This window comes from Micromonospora sp. NPDC007271 (assembly GCF_040634005.1).
GTDB lineage: Bacteria > Actinomycetota > Actinomycetes > Mycobacteriales > Micromonosporaceae > Micromonospora.
Genome location: NZ_JBEYER010000004.1, coordinates 118,799 through 132,790 on the forward strand (window position 1 = coordinate 118,799; position 13,992 = coordinate 132,790).

15 protein-coding genes are annotated in these 13,992 nt (G+C 73.1%); 6 read left to right on the forward strand and 9 right to left on the reverse strand.

Features of this window, described 5'->3' with window-relative positions:
• Nucleotides 1-54: 54 nt before the first annotated feature.
• From ABZ570_RS03125 to ABZ570_RS03135, 3 genes are all read right to left on the reverse strand, one after another.
• Nucleotides 55-888, reverse strand: coding sequence for a hypothetical protein (locus ABZ570_RS03125; protein ID WP_358056167.1), 834 nt, complete (start codon nucleotides 886-888; stop codon nucleotides 55-57).
• 150 nt (nucleotides 889-1,038) lie between these two features.
• Nucleotides 1,039-2,148 (reverse strand): SPFH domain-containing protein, encoded by a 1,110-nt coding sequence (locus ABZ570_RS03130; RefSeq protein WP_358056169.1) that lies wholly within the window; start codon nucleotides 2,146-2,148, stop codon nucleotides 1,039-1,041.
• A 5-nt stretch (nucleotides 2,149-2,153) separates the two neighbouring features.
• A complete protein-coding gene (locus tag ABZ570_RS03135) occupies nucleotides 2,154-2,627 on the reverse strand; it encodes an NfeD family protein (RefSeq protein ID WP_358056171.1) in 474 nt (157 codons plus the stop codon).
• 92 nt (nucleotides 2,628-2,719) lie between these two features.
• Here ABZ570_RS03135 and ABZ570_RS03140 point away from each other — a divergent pair, with 92 nt between their 5' ends.
• Entirely contained in the window at nucleotides 2,720-4,033 is a 1,314-nt protein-coding gene (locus ABZ570_RS03140) for a serine hydrolase domain-containing protein (RefSeq protein ID WP_358056173.1), read from the forward strand.
• Nucleotides 4,034-4,126: 93 nt separating this feature from the next.
• Here ABZ570_RS03140 and ABZ570_RS03145 read toward each other — a convergent pair whose 3' ends face one another.
• Complete coding sequence (locus tag ABZ570_RS03145; RefSeq protein WP_358056175.1) at nucleotides 4,127-4,741, reverse strand: helix-turn-helix domain-containing protein; 615 nt, start codon at nucleotides 4,739-4,741, stop codon at nucleotides 4,127-4,129.
• Between the two features lie 65 nt (nucleotides 4,742-4,806).
• Between ABZ570_RS03145 and ABZ570_RS03150 the strand changes: the two genes are divergently transcribed.
• Nucleotides 4,807-6,060, forward strand: a complete 1,254-nt coding sequence (locus tag ABZ570_RS03150; protein WP_358056177.1) for an NAD(P)/FAD-dependent oxidoreductase — start codon at nucleotides 4,807-4,809, stop codon at nucleotides 6,058-6,060.
• A 92-nt stretch (nucleotides 6,061-6,152) separates the two neighbouring features.
• Here ABZ570_RS03150 and ABZ570_RS03155 read toward each other — a convergent pair whose 3' ends face one another.
• Nucleotides 6,153-6,965 carry a DUF3097 domain-containing protein gene (locus ABZ570_RS03155; RefSeq protein WP_358056179.1) on the reverse strand — a complete coding sequence of 271 codons (813 nt, stop codon included), beginning with the start codon at nucleotides 6,963-6,965 and terminating at the stop codon, nucleotides 6,153-6,155.
• 259 nt (nucleotides 6,966-7,224) lie between these two features.
• Here ABZ570_RS03155 and ABZ570_RS03160 point away from each other — a divergent pair, with 259 nt between their 5' ends.
• Complete coding sequence (locus ABZ570_RS03160) at nucleotides 7,225-8,019, forward strand: hypothetical protein (protein ID WP_358056181.1); 795 nt, start codon at nucleotides 7,225-7,227, stop codon at nucleotides 8,017-8,019.
• Here the strand turns inward: ABZ570_RS03160 and ABZ570_RS03165 are convergent, their stop codons facing one another.
• The 4 genes from ABZ570_RS03165 to ABZ570_RS03180 all read right to left on the reverse strand — a co-directional run bounded on the left by ABZ570_RS03165 (nucleotide 8,020) and on the right by ABZ570_RS03180 (nucleotide 11,472).
• Nucleotides 8,020-8,799: an HAD-IIA family hydrolase gene (locus ABZ570_RS03165; RefSeq protein WP_358056183.1), complete on the reverse strand. Its 780-nt coding sequence runs from the start codon at nucleotides 8,797-8,799 to the stop codon at nucleotides 8,020-8,022.
• 30 nt (nucleotides 8,800-8,829) lie between these two features.
• A complete protein-coding gene (locus tag ABZ570_RS03170; protein ID WP_358056185.1) occupies nucleotides 8,830-9,867 on the reverse strand; it encodes a ferrochelatase in 1,038 nt (345 codons plus the stop codon).
• A 111-nt stretch (nucleotides 9,868-9,978) separates the two neighbouring features.
• Nucleotides 9,979-10,746, reverse strand: coding sequence for an enoyl-ACP reductase FabI (fabI, locus tag ABZ570_RS03175; protein WP_358056187.1), 768 nt, complete (start codon nucleotides 10,744-10,746; stop codon nucleotides 9,979-9,981).
• A gap of 21 nt (nucleotides 10,747-10,767) precedes the next feature.
• Nucleotides 10,768-11,472 (reverse strand): beta-ketoacyl-ACP reductase, encoded by a 705-nt coding sequence (locus tag ABZ570_RS03180; protein WP_358056189.1) that lies wholly within the window; start codon nucleotides 11,470-11,472, stop codon nucleotides 10,768-10,770.
• Nucleotides 11,473-11,628: 156 nt separating this feature from the next.
• Between ABZ570_RS03180 and ABZ570_RS03185 the strand changes: the two genes are divergently transcribed.
• The 3 genes from ABZ570_RS03185 (at nucleotide 11,629) to ABZ570_RS03195 (ending at nucleotide 13,945) form a co-directional block, all read left to right on the forward strand.
• Nucleotides 11,629-12,858, forward strand: coding sequence for a histidine kinase (locus ABZ570_RS03185; protein WP_358056191.1), 1,230 nt, complete (start codon nucleotides 11,629-11,631; stop codon nucleotides 12,856-12,858).
• Nucleotides 12,855-13,517, forward strand: a complete 663-nt coding sequence (locus tag ABZ570_RS03190) for a response regulator transcription factor (protein ID WP_358056193.1) — start codon at nucleotides 12,855-12,857, stop codon at nucleotides 13,515-13,517. Before ABZ570_RS03185 ends, ABZ570_RS03190 begins: the two co-directional genes overlap by 4 nt.
• A 98-nt stretch (nucleotides 13,518-13,615) precedes the next feature.
• On the forward strand, nucleotides 13,616-13,945 hold the full coding sequence (locus ABZ570_RS03195; RefSeq protein ID WP_358056195.1) for an alpha/beta hydrolase: 330 nt from the start codon (nucleotides 13,616-13,618) through the stop codon (nucleotides 13,943-13,945).
• Nucleotides 13,946-13,992 lie beyond the last annotated feature (47 nt).

The window sequence follows — 13,992 nt, forward strand, 5'->3', positions numbered from 1 at the left end:
CCACCCCGCCAGGCAACTGTCAGCCACCTCACGGCGACCTCCCAGCCGCCCCGGTCAGCTGGGAAGGGGGCCGTTGGGGGTGGTGGGCTTGGCGGGGTTGGTGGGTGGCGTGGGAGCGGCCACGGCACTGGCGGCGAGGGCGTCGCGGGCGATGGCGGCGGGCACGAGGCGTCCGGAGCGGTAGCCGATGCCGATCCCGGCGATCAGCGCGAAGATCGCGCCGAAGGTCTGCAACGAGCCGACCAGCGCGCCACCGAGGCCGAGCAGCGGCGCGGCGATCATCAGCATGATCCCGTCGCCGTAGGAGAACATCCCGGACCGGGCCACCGACCATCCGGTGAACAACCAGCCGATGCTGTAGCAGGTGGCGCCGACCAGGACGAGGCTGCGCGCGGTGGTGCCGAAGACGGGTGCCTGCTCGTCCAGCCCGGCGAAGGGCAGCATCAGCACCACGCCGGCGATGCTGACCAGCAGCCCGGCCACGGCGACCCGCCGGCACCGGGTGGCGGCGAGCAGGCCGGTGAGCGCCAGCAAGGCGAGCAGCCCGAGCCAGACCGCGGCCACCCAGCCCACCAGGTAGAGCGGGTTGCCGTCGGCCGGGTACGGGTCGTTGCCGACCCCGCCGTCGCTGGCCATCGCCACCAGGCCGTAGAGGATCGCGTACGCGGGCAGCAGCCAGACCGCCGCGCGGGCGAACCGGCGGATCGACCATGCCCAGCTGGCGTTGGTGGCCGGCGCGGCGGGTCCCGGGTCGGAAACGAACGGCAGTACGCCGAACCCGCCCCCGGTACGCCGGGTGCCGAGCGGCCCGGCGGGATCGTGCGCGCCGGGCACCGGCTCCCTGGAGAACAGCTCCTTGGAGAACAGGCTCTTCGCCGGTTCCTTCATGCGTCACCTCGCGCTCCGCCTGCGGGCGGCCCGGGACGCGCTCGGCGCCCCGGTCCTGGTCACCACCCGTCCTTGAGACCGATGGTGGCAGGCACCGGGGCGCCGCATGAGGATTTCTCTTATTTGCCGCCCGGGGTCGGACGGCCCTGCTCAGCCCCGCTCGCGCTGGTCCGAGGGGTCGTTGACCAGGCTCTCCGGCGAGACCGGCTCGGGCGCCGGCAGGCCCTGCTGCGGGACGTTGCCGCCGGTGGCCTGCGCCTCGGCGACGCGTACCTCGTCGTGGATCTCCTGCGCGGCGCTGGCGGCGGCCTGGGCCGCCTCGGCGGCCTCCCGCTCCACCTCGCCGGCACCATGGCTGGCCTCCGGCGACGGCACGTCGCCGACCATGTTGGCCAGCCCGCCGAGCGCGCCACCCATCCCCTCCAGGGCCTTGGTCAGCTCGGCGGGGACGATCCAGACCTTGTTGGCCGAGCCGTTGGCGATCTGCGGCAGCGCCTGGAGGTACTGGTAGGCGAGCACCTTCTGGCTCGGGTTGGCCTGGTGGATCGCGTCGAAGACGGTACGGATCGCCTTGGCCTGGCCCTCCGCCTGGAGGATCCGGGCCTGCCGGTCACCGTCGGCGCGCAGCACGGCGGCCTGCTTCTCACCCTCGGCGGTGAGGATCTGCGACTGCTTCAGACCCTCGGCGTTCAGGATCGCGGCACGGCGGTCCCGCTCGGCGCGCATCTGCTTCTCCATCGAGTCGCGGATGCTCGGCGGCGGCTCGATCGCCTTGATCTCGACCCGGGTGACCTTGATGCCCCACCGGCCGGTGGTCTCGTCCAGCACACCGGAGAGGTGCCGGTTGATCTCCTCACGGCTGGTCAGCGCCCGCTCCAGGTCCAGCGAACCGATCACGTTACGCAGCGTGGTCACGGTGAGCTGCTCGATCGCCTGCAGGAAGTTGGAGATCTCGTAGGTGGCGCGAACCGAGTCGACCACCTTGAAGTAGAGCACCGTGTCGATCGAGACGACCAGGTTGTCCGAGGTGATCACCGGCTGCGGCGGGAAGCTGACCACCTGCTCCCGCATGTCGACCTTGGTACGCACCGCGTCGATGTACGGCACGAGCAGGTTCAGCCCCGGGTTCAGGGTCCGCTTGTACCGCCCCAGCCGCTCCACCACGTCCTGCCGCTGCTGCGGCACGATCCGCACCGCCTTGGCCAGCGTCACCACGACGATGACCGCCACGGCGATCAACAGGATCGCTGCAAACTCCATACCGTTCACCTTTTCGCTTCGGGCAGTGCGCCCGGGGTGGAAATCTCGTCCTGCCAGACCAGGGCGGTGGCGCCCTGGACCTTTATCACCTGCACCCGCTCACCCGCGGCGTAGCTCCGCGTCGCGTCGTACGCCCGAGCGGTCCACAACTCACCATCGATCTTGATGAGGCCGCGCCCCACGTCGACCGGCTCGATCACCAGCGCCGTCGTCCCCTCGAGCGCCTCGACGCCGAACGACTGCTCGCTGCCCTCCAGCGCCGCCCGCGCGTGCCGCCGGATGACCGGCCGGACCACGGCCAGACAGAGCGCGGAGACCAGGGCGAACACCAGCGCCTGGAGCGCGACCGGGGCACCGAGCGCGGCGGCCCCGGCTGCGGCGAACGCCCCTGCCGCGAACATGATCAGGAACAGCGTCGTCGTGAAGACCTCGGCGACGGCCAACACCACACCCAGCACGATCCACAACACGGCGTCCACCCTTAGATCGTGACACGCCGACGCACGTCCCACGAACCGCCCATGATCAGTAAGCTCGGCGGCACCCGCCGACCGCGACGAGGAGGATGACCATGGCCCTGCTGCCGGAGACCGCCCGACGGGTCGACGCGCTGGTCGCCCGGGCCCAGTCCGAGGGGCGCGGCCCCTCGGTCGCCCTCGGGGTGGTCCGCGCCGGCAGCCTCGCCCACCTCGCGTCCGCCGGCGACCACCCCACTCCCGACGCGGACCTGCAGTACCGGATCGGGTCGATCAGCAAGACCATGACCGCCGTGCTGGTGATGCAGCAGCGCGACGCCGGCCGGCTGGCCCTGGACGACCCGCTGGACAAGCACCTGCCCGGCACCCCGGTCGGCGCGCTCACCCTGCGCCAACTGCTCGGGCACGCGAGCGGGCTGCAGCGCGAGCCGGACGGGCGGTGGTGGGAGCGGACCGAGGGCGTCGACCTGAGCACCCTGCTCGCCGGGCTGACCCCCGACAAGATCGCCCACCCGCCGCACCACGTCTACCACTACTCCAACCTGGCGTACGGGCTGCTCGGCGGGGTGCTGGAGCGGGTCACCGGGACACCCTGGCCCGAGCTGCTCCAGGAGCGGATCCTCGAGCCGCTGGGCATGCGGCGCACCACGTACCACCCCACCGAGCCGTACGCCCGGGGCTACGTCGTCCACCCGTGGCACGACACGCTGCGCGAGGATCCGCGTACCGACACCGGCGCGATGGCGCCCGCCGGCCAGCTCTGGTCGACCGTCGCGGACCTGGCCCGGTGGGCGGCGTTCCTGGCCGACCCGGCGCCGGACGTGCTCGCCCCGGCCACGCTCACCGAGATGTGCGCGCCGGTGGTGATCAGCGACCTGGACTCCTGGACCGGCGGGCACGGCCTCGGCCTGGAGCTCTACCGGGTCGGCGACCGGGTGTACGTGGGGCACGGGGGCTCGATGCCCGGGTACGTCGCCGGCCTGGCGGTGCACCGGCCCACCCGCACCGCCGTGGTGGACTTCGCCAACTCCTACGGGTTGAGCGCCGGCCACCACATCGTCGAGCTGGCCCGGCAGGTGCTCACCCTGGTGCTGGACGCCGAACCGGCCCCGCCCGCCCCGTGGCGGCCGGCCGACCCGCCGGCCACCGACCTCGCCGAGCTGACCGGCCGCTGGTGGTGGATGGGCCTGGAGTACGAGTTCCGCCCGGACCCGGCCGGCGACCTGGTGGGCGGCCCCGTCGGCCGGCCCCTGCTCCGCTTCACCGCGGAGGGCCCGGACCGCTGGCGGGGCCGCTCCGGCTCGCAGGACGGCGAGATCCTCACCGTCATCCGGGACTCCGCCGGGCAGCCGGTCGCCCTCGACATCGCCACCTTCGTCTTCACCCGCGATCCCGAACAGGAGCCCTGAGGCGGTCGGCCCCGTCCGGTCAGCTCCGCCGGCACACCGGCCGGAAGCCGACCGCTCCGCGGCCACCGCCCGAGCGGACGGCAGGCCCTCGCCCTACAGCGCTTTCGCGAGGTGGGCGACCAGGCGTTTCAGCTGCTCCCGGTAACGCTCCACGAACTCTGGCGAGTCGACGGGCAGGCCGGTGAAATCCTCGGCGAACCGGGCCAGCAGGGTAGGCGCGATCGCAGCCCCGAAGAGGGCCAGTTGCAGGTACCCCGGATCCAGGTCAGGGGCGATCTCGCCGGCGTTCTGACGCCGACGGAGGTCGTCGACCATCGATCGGTGGTACTGCTCGTCGCCCTCTTCCCGGTCACCGGACAGCGCCTGCCAGATCAGTAGCCGGCCCCAGTGCCGTTGCGCCTGGCCGACGTGGACGAACGCGGCGACCACCTCGTCCAGCGGAGCGTCGGGGCGGTTGAGGTCACCGCTCAGGGTGCGCCAGCGGTCGGTCAGCGCCCGGTACAGGCCCTCCTTGCCGTTGAAGTAGTACGAGATGAGTTGCTGGTTGACGCCGGCGCGGCGGGCGATCGCGCTGATGCGGGCACCCGAGTAGCCGTGCTCGCCGAACTCCACGAGCGCGGCGTCGAGAATCCGTTGCCGGCTTCGGTCGGCGTCACGCTGCCGCTCGCCGCCTGCGGGCGACCGGCGGGGCTTTGGCTCTTCAGGCACGTCCCTGATTCTATCAATCAAACAGATGGTTGACAGTGTCACGCCGTCGTATGATTCTGGAGAGCATGACCGACTTCTCCGTGATGATCATTGGCGGCGGCATCGGCGGGCTGGCCCTCGCGCATGGGCTCCGCCGGGCCGGCATCCCCACCAACGTGTACGAACGCACCCATCACCGAAACGACTGGCTGCAGGGGTATCGCATCCACATCAACCCGGCCGGAGCGGCCGCCCTCCGCGCCTGCCTCCCCCCGGCCGGGTGGCAGGCATTCCTCGACACCGTCTCCCCCGGGGGCGGATTCGGCTTCCTCACCGACCGATGCGCCGAACTGCTCGCCATGACCGACGTCGAGATCAATCCGTCATCGGACGCGCCCGAAAACCGCCACTACGCCGTCAGCCGGATCCGTCTGCGCGACACCCTGCTCGCCGGCCTCGACGACATCCTCCACCCCGGCAAGGCACTCACCCGGTACGACGTCGCCGGCGAGCGCGTCACCGCCCACTTCGCCGACGGCACCACCGCCACGGCCGACCTGCTGATCGGCGCGGACGGCGCCAACTCGCGGGTACGCCGGCAACTCCTGCCGCACGCACACCGGATCGACACCGGCGCCGTCGCGATCGCCGGCAAGTACGAGCTGACCCCCGAGCGGGAGAACGCACTTCCGGCAGCCCTCACCACCCGAGCGAACCTCGTCGTTCCCCGCAGCCGCGGCTCGCTGTTCACCGCCGTCTGGAAGCAGAGCCACCAGCCCACGGACCGGCCGCTGAACGACCTCACCGACTACGTCCTGTGGGGTTTCACCGACGCGGCCGACCGCTTCCCGCCCGACATTCAAGATCTGGACGGCCGCGCGCTACAGCGGATCGTCATCGAGCGGATCCCCGGCTGGTCATCGGCCTTCCACCGGCTCATCGCCAAAAGCGACCCCGACACGGTCAACGCCTTCACTGTCAAGAGCGCGACACCGGTGAACCCCTGGCCGAGCGGACGCGTCACCCTGCTCGGCGACGCCATCCACAACATGACCCCGATGGCCGGCATCGGCGCGAACACCGCGCTCCGCGACGCCGACCTCCTCCGCCGCGCGCTGATGGCCGTCCACGCCGGCGAAATGCCGCTCATACCCGCGATCGCGATGTACGAGCGCGAGATGATCGACTACGGCTTCGCCGCGGTCAAGAAGTCGCTACGCAATGCCCGCAGCGCCGCCCAGTCCACCCGGGCGGCCCGGGCAGCATTGCGCATCATGCTGCGCCTGACCGCTGCGGCCCCGCCTCTGCGCCGCGCGATGGCCCGACAACTGGGGAACTGATCCGCCCCGGGAGGCGACGGACGGCGAACACCCGGGGGTTGGCACGGCCGGGGGTACCGGCGGAGGACGACGGGCGGCCGGCCGACGAACGATCACGCCGGCTCGGTGACGAAGTCGATCAACCGTTCCATCGCGTTGATCAGAGGCGTCTCCACGTCGGCGAAGCTGTTCACCCGGGAGAGGATGTGCCGCCACATCTCCGCCGGCTCGGCCACCCCGAGGGCCGCGCAGACCCCCTCCTTCCAGGGCCGCCCGGGCGGCACCACCGGCCAGGCCGGGATGCCCAGCGCCTTCGGCTTCACCGCCTGCCACACGTCCACGTACGGGTGGCCGGTGACCAGGACGTGCGGCGAGGTCACGGCCGCCACGATCCGGCTCTCCTTGGAGCCGGGCACCAGGTGGTCGACGAGCACGCCGAGTCGCCGGCCGGGCCCGGGGTCAAACCCGCGTACCTCGGCGGCCAGCGCGTCGATGCCGTCCAGGGGCTCCACCACCACGCCCTCGATCCGCAGGTCGTCGCCCCAGATCCGCTCGATCAGAGCGGCGTCGTGCACGCCCTCCACCCAGATCCGGCTGGCCTTCGCGACCTGGGCCCGGACGTTGTCCAGGGCGATCGAGCCGGACGCGGTCCGTCGCCGGGCCGCGGGCACCGGAGCACGTACCGGCTTGCGCAGGGTGACCGGCTGGCCGTCGAGCAGGAACGCGGCCGGCAGCAGCGGGAAGTTGCGCCGCCGGCCGTGCCGGTCCTCCAGCACCACCGCGCCGGACTCGAAGCCGACCACCGCACCGCAGAACCCCGAGTCGGCGTCCTCGACGACCAGGTCCGGCTCGGCGTCCACCTCCGGGGTGACCTTCCGCCGCCGCCACTCCCCGGCCAGCACGTCCCCGCCGTATCGCCCCACCATGTAGATCACGCTAACCACCCGCCCGCCACCCCGCCCGCCGCCACGCCGCCCCCACCCCCACCCAGCGCCGATCCTGGAGTTCAGGCGCCGAACAAAGGGCGCGTACGACGCGAAGCAGACGCCACACCTCCATGATCGACGGGGGCGGGCGGGGGCGGGCGGCCGGGGCGGAAACGGGCGAAGGGGGTAGTTGGGGGCAGGTCACGCCGCGGGTGCGGCAGTCGAGACAGGGGCGGTGGGGAGCACGTACCCTTTCGGCATGTCCTCCCCCGCAGCGGGCGCGGCCACACTGGCTCCGCGCCGGTCGAGCCGGTTCGTTGCCTGGGTACGCGCCTGGCGGGCCGGCCTGGTGCCCTTCGACGAAGTCGCCGACGAGATCGCCGGCGACGAGGAGCACCTGGTCGCCGACGCACCCGGCACCTGGACCGACGTGTCCCTCCGGGAGGCGCTGCCCAGCCTGGCCAAGCTCTCCCCGGACGAGATCCGCCTGGTGCTGCCCGCCCCGGGCGATCCCCGGGGCCTGCCCGGCCCCGGCGACTTCGCCGGCGCGGCGCTGCTCACCGGCGAGGCGGTGGTGGCCAGCGGGCTCGGGCTGGTCCCCGAGGTGCGCAGCCACACCTCCGGGTCGGGCATGACCTGGGAGACGGTGCTGTGGCGGGTGTATCCGCTGCCGGCCGACGCGCCGAAGGCGTCCCTCGCGGTGCCCGGCGCGGCCGAGGCGGAGGCCGAGCTGGCCGCCGCGCTCGCCGAGACGACCGCCGCGCTCACCCGGCTCGACGTCGCCCAGTGGCGGCCCGAGCTGGCCGGTGCCCTCGCGGCGCTGCGCCGCCCCGACGGCACCACCGACCTGCCGCCCGGGTTCGACCCGCGGGCCCGCCGGCTGTTCGCCCGCGCGGCCGTGCTGGACCGGGTGCTCGCGCTGGCCGGGGAGAGCGCGCCGGGCGGGGCGGTGAACACCTACGAGGCGCAGCAACGGGACGCGGCGCTGCGCCCGCTCACCACCGCCTGCCGGCAGGCCCTGGTGGCCGCCTGCAACGCCCCGCTGCGCCTCTGATCAGATCTCGTCGATCAGGTCGACGACGGAGTTGACGATCCGGGACGGCCGGTACGGGTAGCGTTCCGCCTCCGCCCGGGAGCTGATCCCGGTCAGCACCAGGATCGTCTCCAGCCCCGCCTCCAGGCCGCACAGGATGTCGGTGTCCATCCGGTCACCGATCATGGCGGTACTCTCCGAGTGCGCGTCGATGGTGTTCAACGCCGAGCGCATCATCATCGGGTTGGGCTTGCCGACGAAGTACGGCTCCACCCCGGTCGCCTTCGAGATCATCGCGGCGACCGAGCCGGCGGCCGGCAGCGCGCCCTCGACCGACGGGCCGGTGGCGTCCGGGTTGGTGCAGATGAACCGCGCCCCGTCGTCGATCAGCCGGATCGCCTTGGTGATCGCCTCGAAGCTGTAGGTGCGGGTCTCCCCCAGCACCACGTAGTCCGGGGCGAAGTCGCTGAGCACGTACCCCACCGCGTGCAGGGCCGTGGTCAACCCGGCCTCGCCGATCACGTACGCGGTGCCGCCCGGGCGCTGGTCGGCCAGGAACTGGGCGGTGGCCAGGGCGGAGGACCAGATCGCCTCCTCGGGCACGTCCAGCCCCATCCGGGCCAGCCGGGCCTGCAGGTCGCGTGGGGTGTAGATGGAGTTGTTGGTCAGCACCAGGAAGGGCTTGCCGGAGGCGCGCAGCTTCTTGACGAACTCGGGCGCGCCGGGCACCGGCTGGCCCTCGTGCACCAGCACGCCGTCCATGTCGGTGAGCCAGCTCTGCACCGGCTTGCGGTCATGCATGTGTCGTCCCCAGGGGTGTCGGGAGATCGGTCAGGCTACGGGCCGGCGGGCCGGGGGCACGCAGCACGCCGTCGGGCAGGTGTCCCACAGCGGCAGGTCGCCGAGGCGGCGGCGCAGCCGCTCGCCGTCCGGGGTGGTGCGTTCCAGGACCAGTTCCCGCACCATCGCCACGAACCGCGGATCGGTACCGGGGGTGCCGGCCCGGGCGAAGTCCAGGCCGAGCTGCTTGGCCGTGTCGAGGGCCTCGGTGTCCAGGTCCCAGACCACCTCGAGATGGTCGGAGACGAACCCGATCGGGCTGACCACCACGCCGGTGACACCCTGCGTGGCGAGCGTGCTCAGGTGGTCGTTGATGTCCGGCTCCAGCCACGGCACCTGCGGCGGCCCGGAGCGGCTCTGCCAGACCAGGTCGTACGCCAGGTCGGGCGCGGCGGCGGCGTGCACCAGCCGGGCGGTCTCCTCGAGCTGCGCGGTGTACCGGCCACCGTGCGGGCCGGCGGTGGCGGCCATCGAGGTCGGAATGGAGTGGGCGGTGAAGACCAGCCGGGTGCTGTCCCGGCGGGCCGGGTCGAGCTGGGCCAGCGCCGTCCGCACCGCGTCGGCGTGCGGCTCGACGAAGCCCGGATGATCCCAGAACTGGCGCAGCTTCTCGATCACCGGGGCGTCCGGGCCGACCGCGGCCCGGGCCGCGGCGATGTCCTCCTGATACTGCCGGCAGGAGGAGTAGCCGCCGTACGCGCTGGTGACGAACGCGAGGGACCGCCTGACGCCGTCGTCACGCATCCGCGCCACGGTGTCGGCGAGCATCGGGTCCCAGTTCCGGTTGCCCCAGTAGACGGGCAGGTCGACGTCGTTGGCGGCGAAGTCCGCGCGGATCGCCGCGAGCAGCTCCCGGCACTGCTGGTTGATCGGGGACACCCCGCCGAAGTGCAGGTAGTGCTGGACCACCTCTTCGAGCCGTTCCGGGGGCACACCCCGCCCCCGGGTCACGTTCTGCAGGAAGGGCCGCACGTCCTCGGGCCGCTCCGGGCCGCCGAAGGAGACCAGCACCAACGCGTCGTACGCCATGGTCCCATTCTCTCCCGCCGCCGGTGGCGGCCCTGCGACGCCCCCGGGCTGGGCGTTGAAAGGGGGCCCCTTCTCTACCGGAAACGTTGGGAAGGGGCCCTTCCTTGCACGTCAGGCGCCGAGGGCGTGGTAGCCGCCGTCGACGTGGACGATCTCACCGGTGGTGGCCGGGAACCAGTCGGACAGCAGCGCCAGGCAGGCCCGGGCCGCCGGCTCCTGGTCGGTGAGGTTCCAGCCGAGCGGGGCCCGCTCGGACCAGGCGTCCTCGAACTGCTCGAAGCCGGGGATGGACTTGGCGGCGATGGTGCGCAGCGGCCCGGCGGCGACCAGGTTGCTGCGGATGCCCCGCTTGCCCAGGTGCAGCGCCAGGTAGCGGGAGGCGGACTCCAGCCCGGCCTTGGCCACGCCCATCCAGTCGTACACCGGCCACGCCTTGGTGGCGTCGAAGGTGAGGCCCACCACCGCGCCACCCGCCGACATCAGCGGCAGCGCCGCCATGGCGAGGGACTTGTACGAGTACGTGGAGACGTGGAGCGCGGTGGCCACGTCCTCCCACGGTGCGTCGAGGAACCCGCCGCCGAGGCAGCTCTGCGGGGCGAAGCCGATCGAGTGCACCACTCCGTCCAGGCCGTCGACGTGCTCGCGTACCTGGTCGGCGAGGCCGGCCAGGTGCTCGGCGTTCGTCACGTCCAGCTCGATCACCGGGGCCGGCTCGGGGAGCCGCTTGGCGATCCGCTCGACCAGGGAGAGCCGGCCGTAGCCGGTGAGCACGACCTGGGCGCCGTTCTCCTGGGCGAGCTTCGCCACGGAGAAGGCGATCGAGGCGTCGGTGATGACGCCGGTGACCAGCAGCCGCTTACCGGCCAGCAGTCCGGACATTGCGCAATTCCTCCGTGTTTGTCAGTGACCCATGCCCAGGCCGCCGTCGACCGGGATGACGGCGCCGGAGATGTACCCGGCCGCGTCCGAGGCGAGCCAGGTGACCACGCCGGCGACCTCCTCCGGCTCCGCGAAGCGGCCGGCCGGGATCGCCTTGCGGTATTCGGCGCGCCGCTCCTCCGGCAGCGCCGCGGTCATGTCGGTGTCGATGAAGCCGGGCGCGACCACGTTGGCGGTGATGTTGCGGCTGCCCAGCTCGCGGGTGATCGAGCGGGCCACGCCCACCAGGCCCGCCTTGCTGGCCGCGTAGTTGACCTGACCGACACCGCCGTAGAGGCCGACCACCGAGGAGATGAAGATCATTCGGCCCCACCGGGCCCGCAGCATCTTCGTCGAGGCCCGCTTGGCGCAGCGGAAGGCGCCGGTCAGGTTGGTGTCGAGCACCCGGGTGAACTGCTCCTCGGACATCCGCATCAGCAGCGTGTCGTCGGTGATGCCGGCGTTGGCCACCAGCACCTCGACCGGGCCCAGCTCGGCCTCGATCGCGGTGAACGCGGCGTCGAGCGACTCGGCGTCGGTCACGTCACACTTCACACCGAACAGCCCGGCCGGCGCGTCACCGCTGCGATGGGTCACCGCCACCCGGTCACCCTGCTTGGCGAAGGCCTGCGCGATCGCCAGGCCGATCCCCCGGTTGCCGCCGGTCACCAGCACGGTACGGGCCACGGTTCCCCCCTCTGCTCAGCTGATCTCGCCGGGTCGGAGCCTAGGGGTTACCGGCAGGTAAGCGCTAACGGCGTGCCAGGTCACCCCTGGGTACGATCCACCCGTCACCCCAGGGCGGGACGCCGGACCGGGCACCCGGACCGTACCGTGCCGGTGGTGGAGGCACACCTGGCCGAGGCGCTCTGGCCGGCGCTGCGCCGGGCCGTGATCGGGCCGGACGAGCTGCCCGGGCCGTCCCCGCTGGCCCGCTCACCCCGCCTGGCCCGCTACGCCGGCCCGGTGGGGCTGCTCGCCGTACTCGGTCTGTTCGGTGCCGCCCTGGCCCAGGAATCCGACCGGGCGTTACCGTTCCCGGTCGCCGTGCTCTTCGCGGTGCTCTCCGTCGCGCCGCTGCTGCTGCTGCCCCGGCGCCCGCTGGCGGCCTGGCGGCTCACCGTCCTGGCCCTGCTGATCTGCACCTTCAACGCCCCGCCACGCTGGCCGTGGCCGTGGAACCCGGTGCTGCTGCTGGTCGCGCTCGCGGTGCTGGCGGTGGTGGCGGCCCGGGTGGAGCGGCCGGTGCTGCTGTGGGTCGGGCTGATCTCGACGGTCCCGGTGCTCGCCCTGGTGAAGGCGAACAATCGGATCGGCGCGCTGCTGCTGCTCGGGGTGCTGCTGGTCATCGGCGACCTGGTGCGCGGCAACCGAGCCTCCCGCCGCGCGCTGGCCGAGCAGACCGAACTCAGCGGGCGGGAACAGGAACGCCGGGCGGTGCTGGAGGAACGCACCCGGATCGCCCGCGAACTGCACGACGTGGTCGCCCACCACATGTCGATGATCGCGGTGCAGGCGGAGACCGCGCCGTACCGCCTCGCCGACGTGCCGGACGGCGCCCGTGCCGAGTTCACCGCCATCGCCGGCTCGGCCCGGGAGGCGCTGATCGACATGCGCCGCCTGCTCGGCGTGCTACGCAGCGAGTCGACCGGCCCGCAGACCGCGCCGCAGCCCGACCTGGGCGACGTTCCGGCCATGGTGGACGCCGCCCGCCGGGCCGGCCTCACGGTCACCCTGGACGCCGCCGCGCCGCCCGCCGGCACGCCCGGACCGGTCGGGTTGGCCGCGTACCGGATCGTGCAGGAGGGGCTGGCGAACGCGGCCCGGCACGCGCCCGGCGCCGCCGTGCGGGTCAGCCTGCGCCCCGAGCCGCGCGCCCTGGCCGTCCGCGTCGAGAACACCGCCGACCCGGCCGGCCCCGCCACCGCTGAGAGAGGCGCCGGGCACGGCCTGACCGGGATGCGCGAACGCGCCCTCGCGCTGGGCGGTACGTTCGCCGCCGGGCCGCTCGACGGCGGCGGGTACGCCGTCGACGCGCTGCTGCCGTACGACGGGGAGGACGGGAACGGATGATCCGGGTGCTGATCGCCGACGACCAGGCGATGGTCCGGCAGGGCTTCGGCGCGCTGCTGTCCGCCCAGCCGGACCTGCTCGTGGTCGGGGACGCCGCCGACGGCGCGGCGGCGGTGGCGGCGGCCCGCCGACTGGACCCGGACGTGGTGCTGATGGACGTACGCATGCCGGTGCTGGACGGGCTCGCCGCGACCCGCCAACTCCTCGGCGACCGCCGCGCGGACCGTCCCCGGGTGCTCATCCTGACCACCTTCGACCTGGACGACTACGTCTACGAGGCGCTGCGCGCCGGGGCGAGCGGCTTCCTGCTCAAGGACGCCCCCGCCGCCGACCTGGTGCACGCGGTCCGGGTGGTGGCGGCCGGGGACGCGTTGCTCGCCCCGGCGGTGACCCGCCGGCTGATCGCCGAGTTCGCCGCCCGGCCCGGGCACCGCCGCCCGCGCCCGGCCGACCTGGCCGGCCTGACCCCCCGCGAGACCGACGTGCTGCGCCTGATCGCCCGGGGACGCTCCAACGCGGAGATCGCCGCCGACCTGGTGGTCGCCGAGCAGACCGTGAAGACCCACGTCGGGCGGATCCTGGCCAAGCTGCAGCTCCGCGACCGCGCCCAGGCCGTCGTCGTCGCGTACGAGACGGGTCTGGTCGCCGCGGGCGAGTAGGTCCGGGGTAGCACGCCGGGAACCACCCTGCGGGGTGACGATCTTCGACCCGCCCGCGCCGCAGGCTCCCGCCGGAGGACATCCGGAGGGAGACGACGATGCACTGGACCCGACCCGCTCGGGCGGCACTGACCGCGCTGCTCGGCCTCGGCCTGCTGCTGCCGGACCGGCCCGTACCGGTGGCGCCGGCCGCGTACGTCGAGGCGTACCCGCTGGTCGCGGCGCGGCTGCGGGCGGCCGGAGCGCCGTACGCGGGTTGGGCCACGGCCGGCCGGCGGTTCCTGGTCTTCGATCCGCGCGGCGACGGCCTCGCGGTGGAGGTGCTCGGCGACCTCGCCACCGCCGACCGGATCGCGGTGCTGGTGCCCGGCGCGGGCAGCACGCTGCGCGACTTCGACCGGGGGCTGGGCGGCGTGGCGCGGCGATGATGCCGCTGGCCCGGGTCACCGACATGAAGTACGAGCAGAGCCCGAGC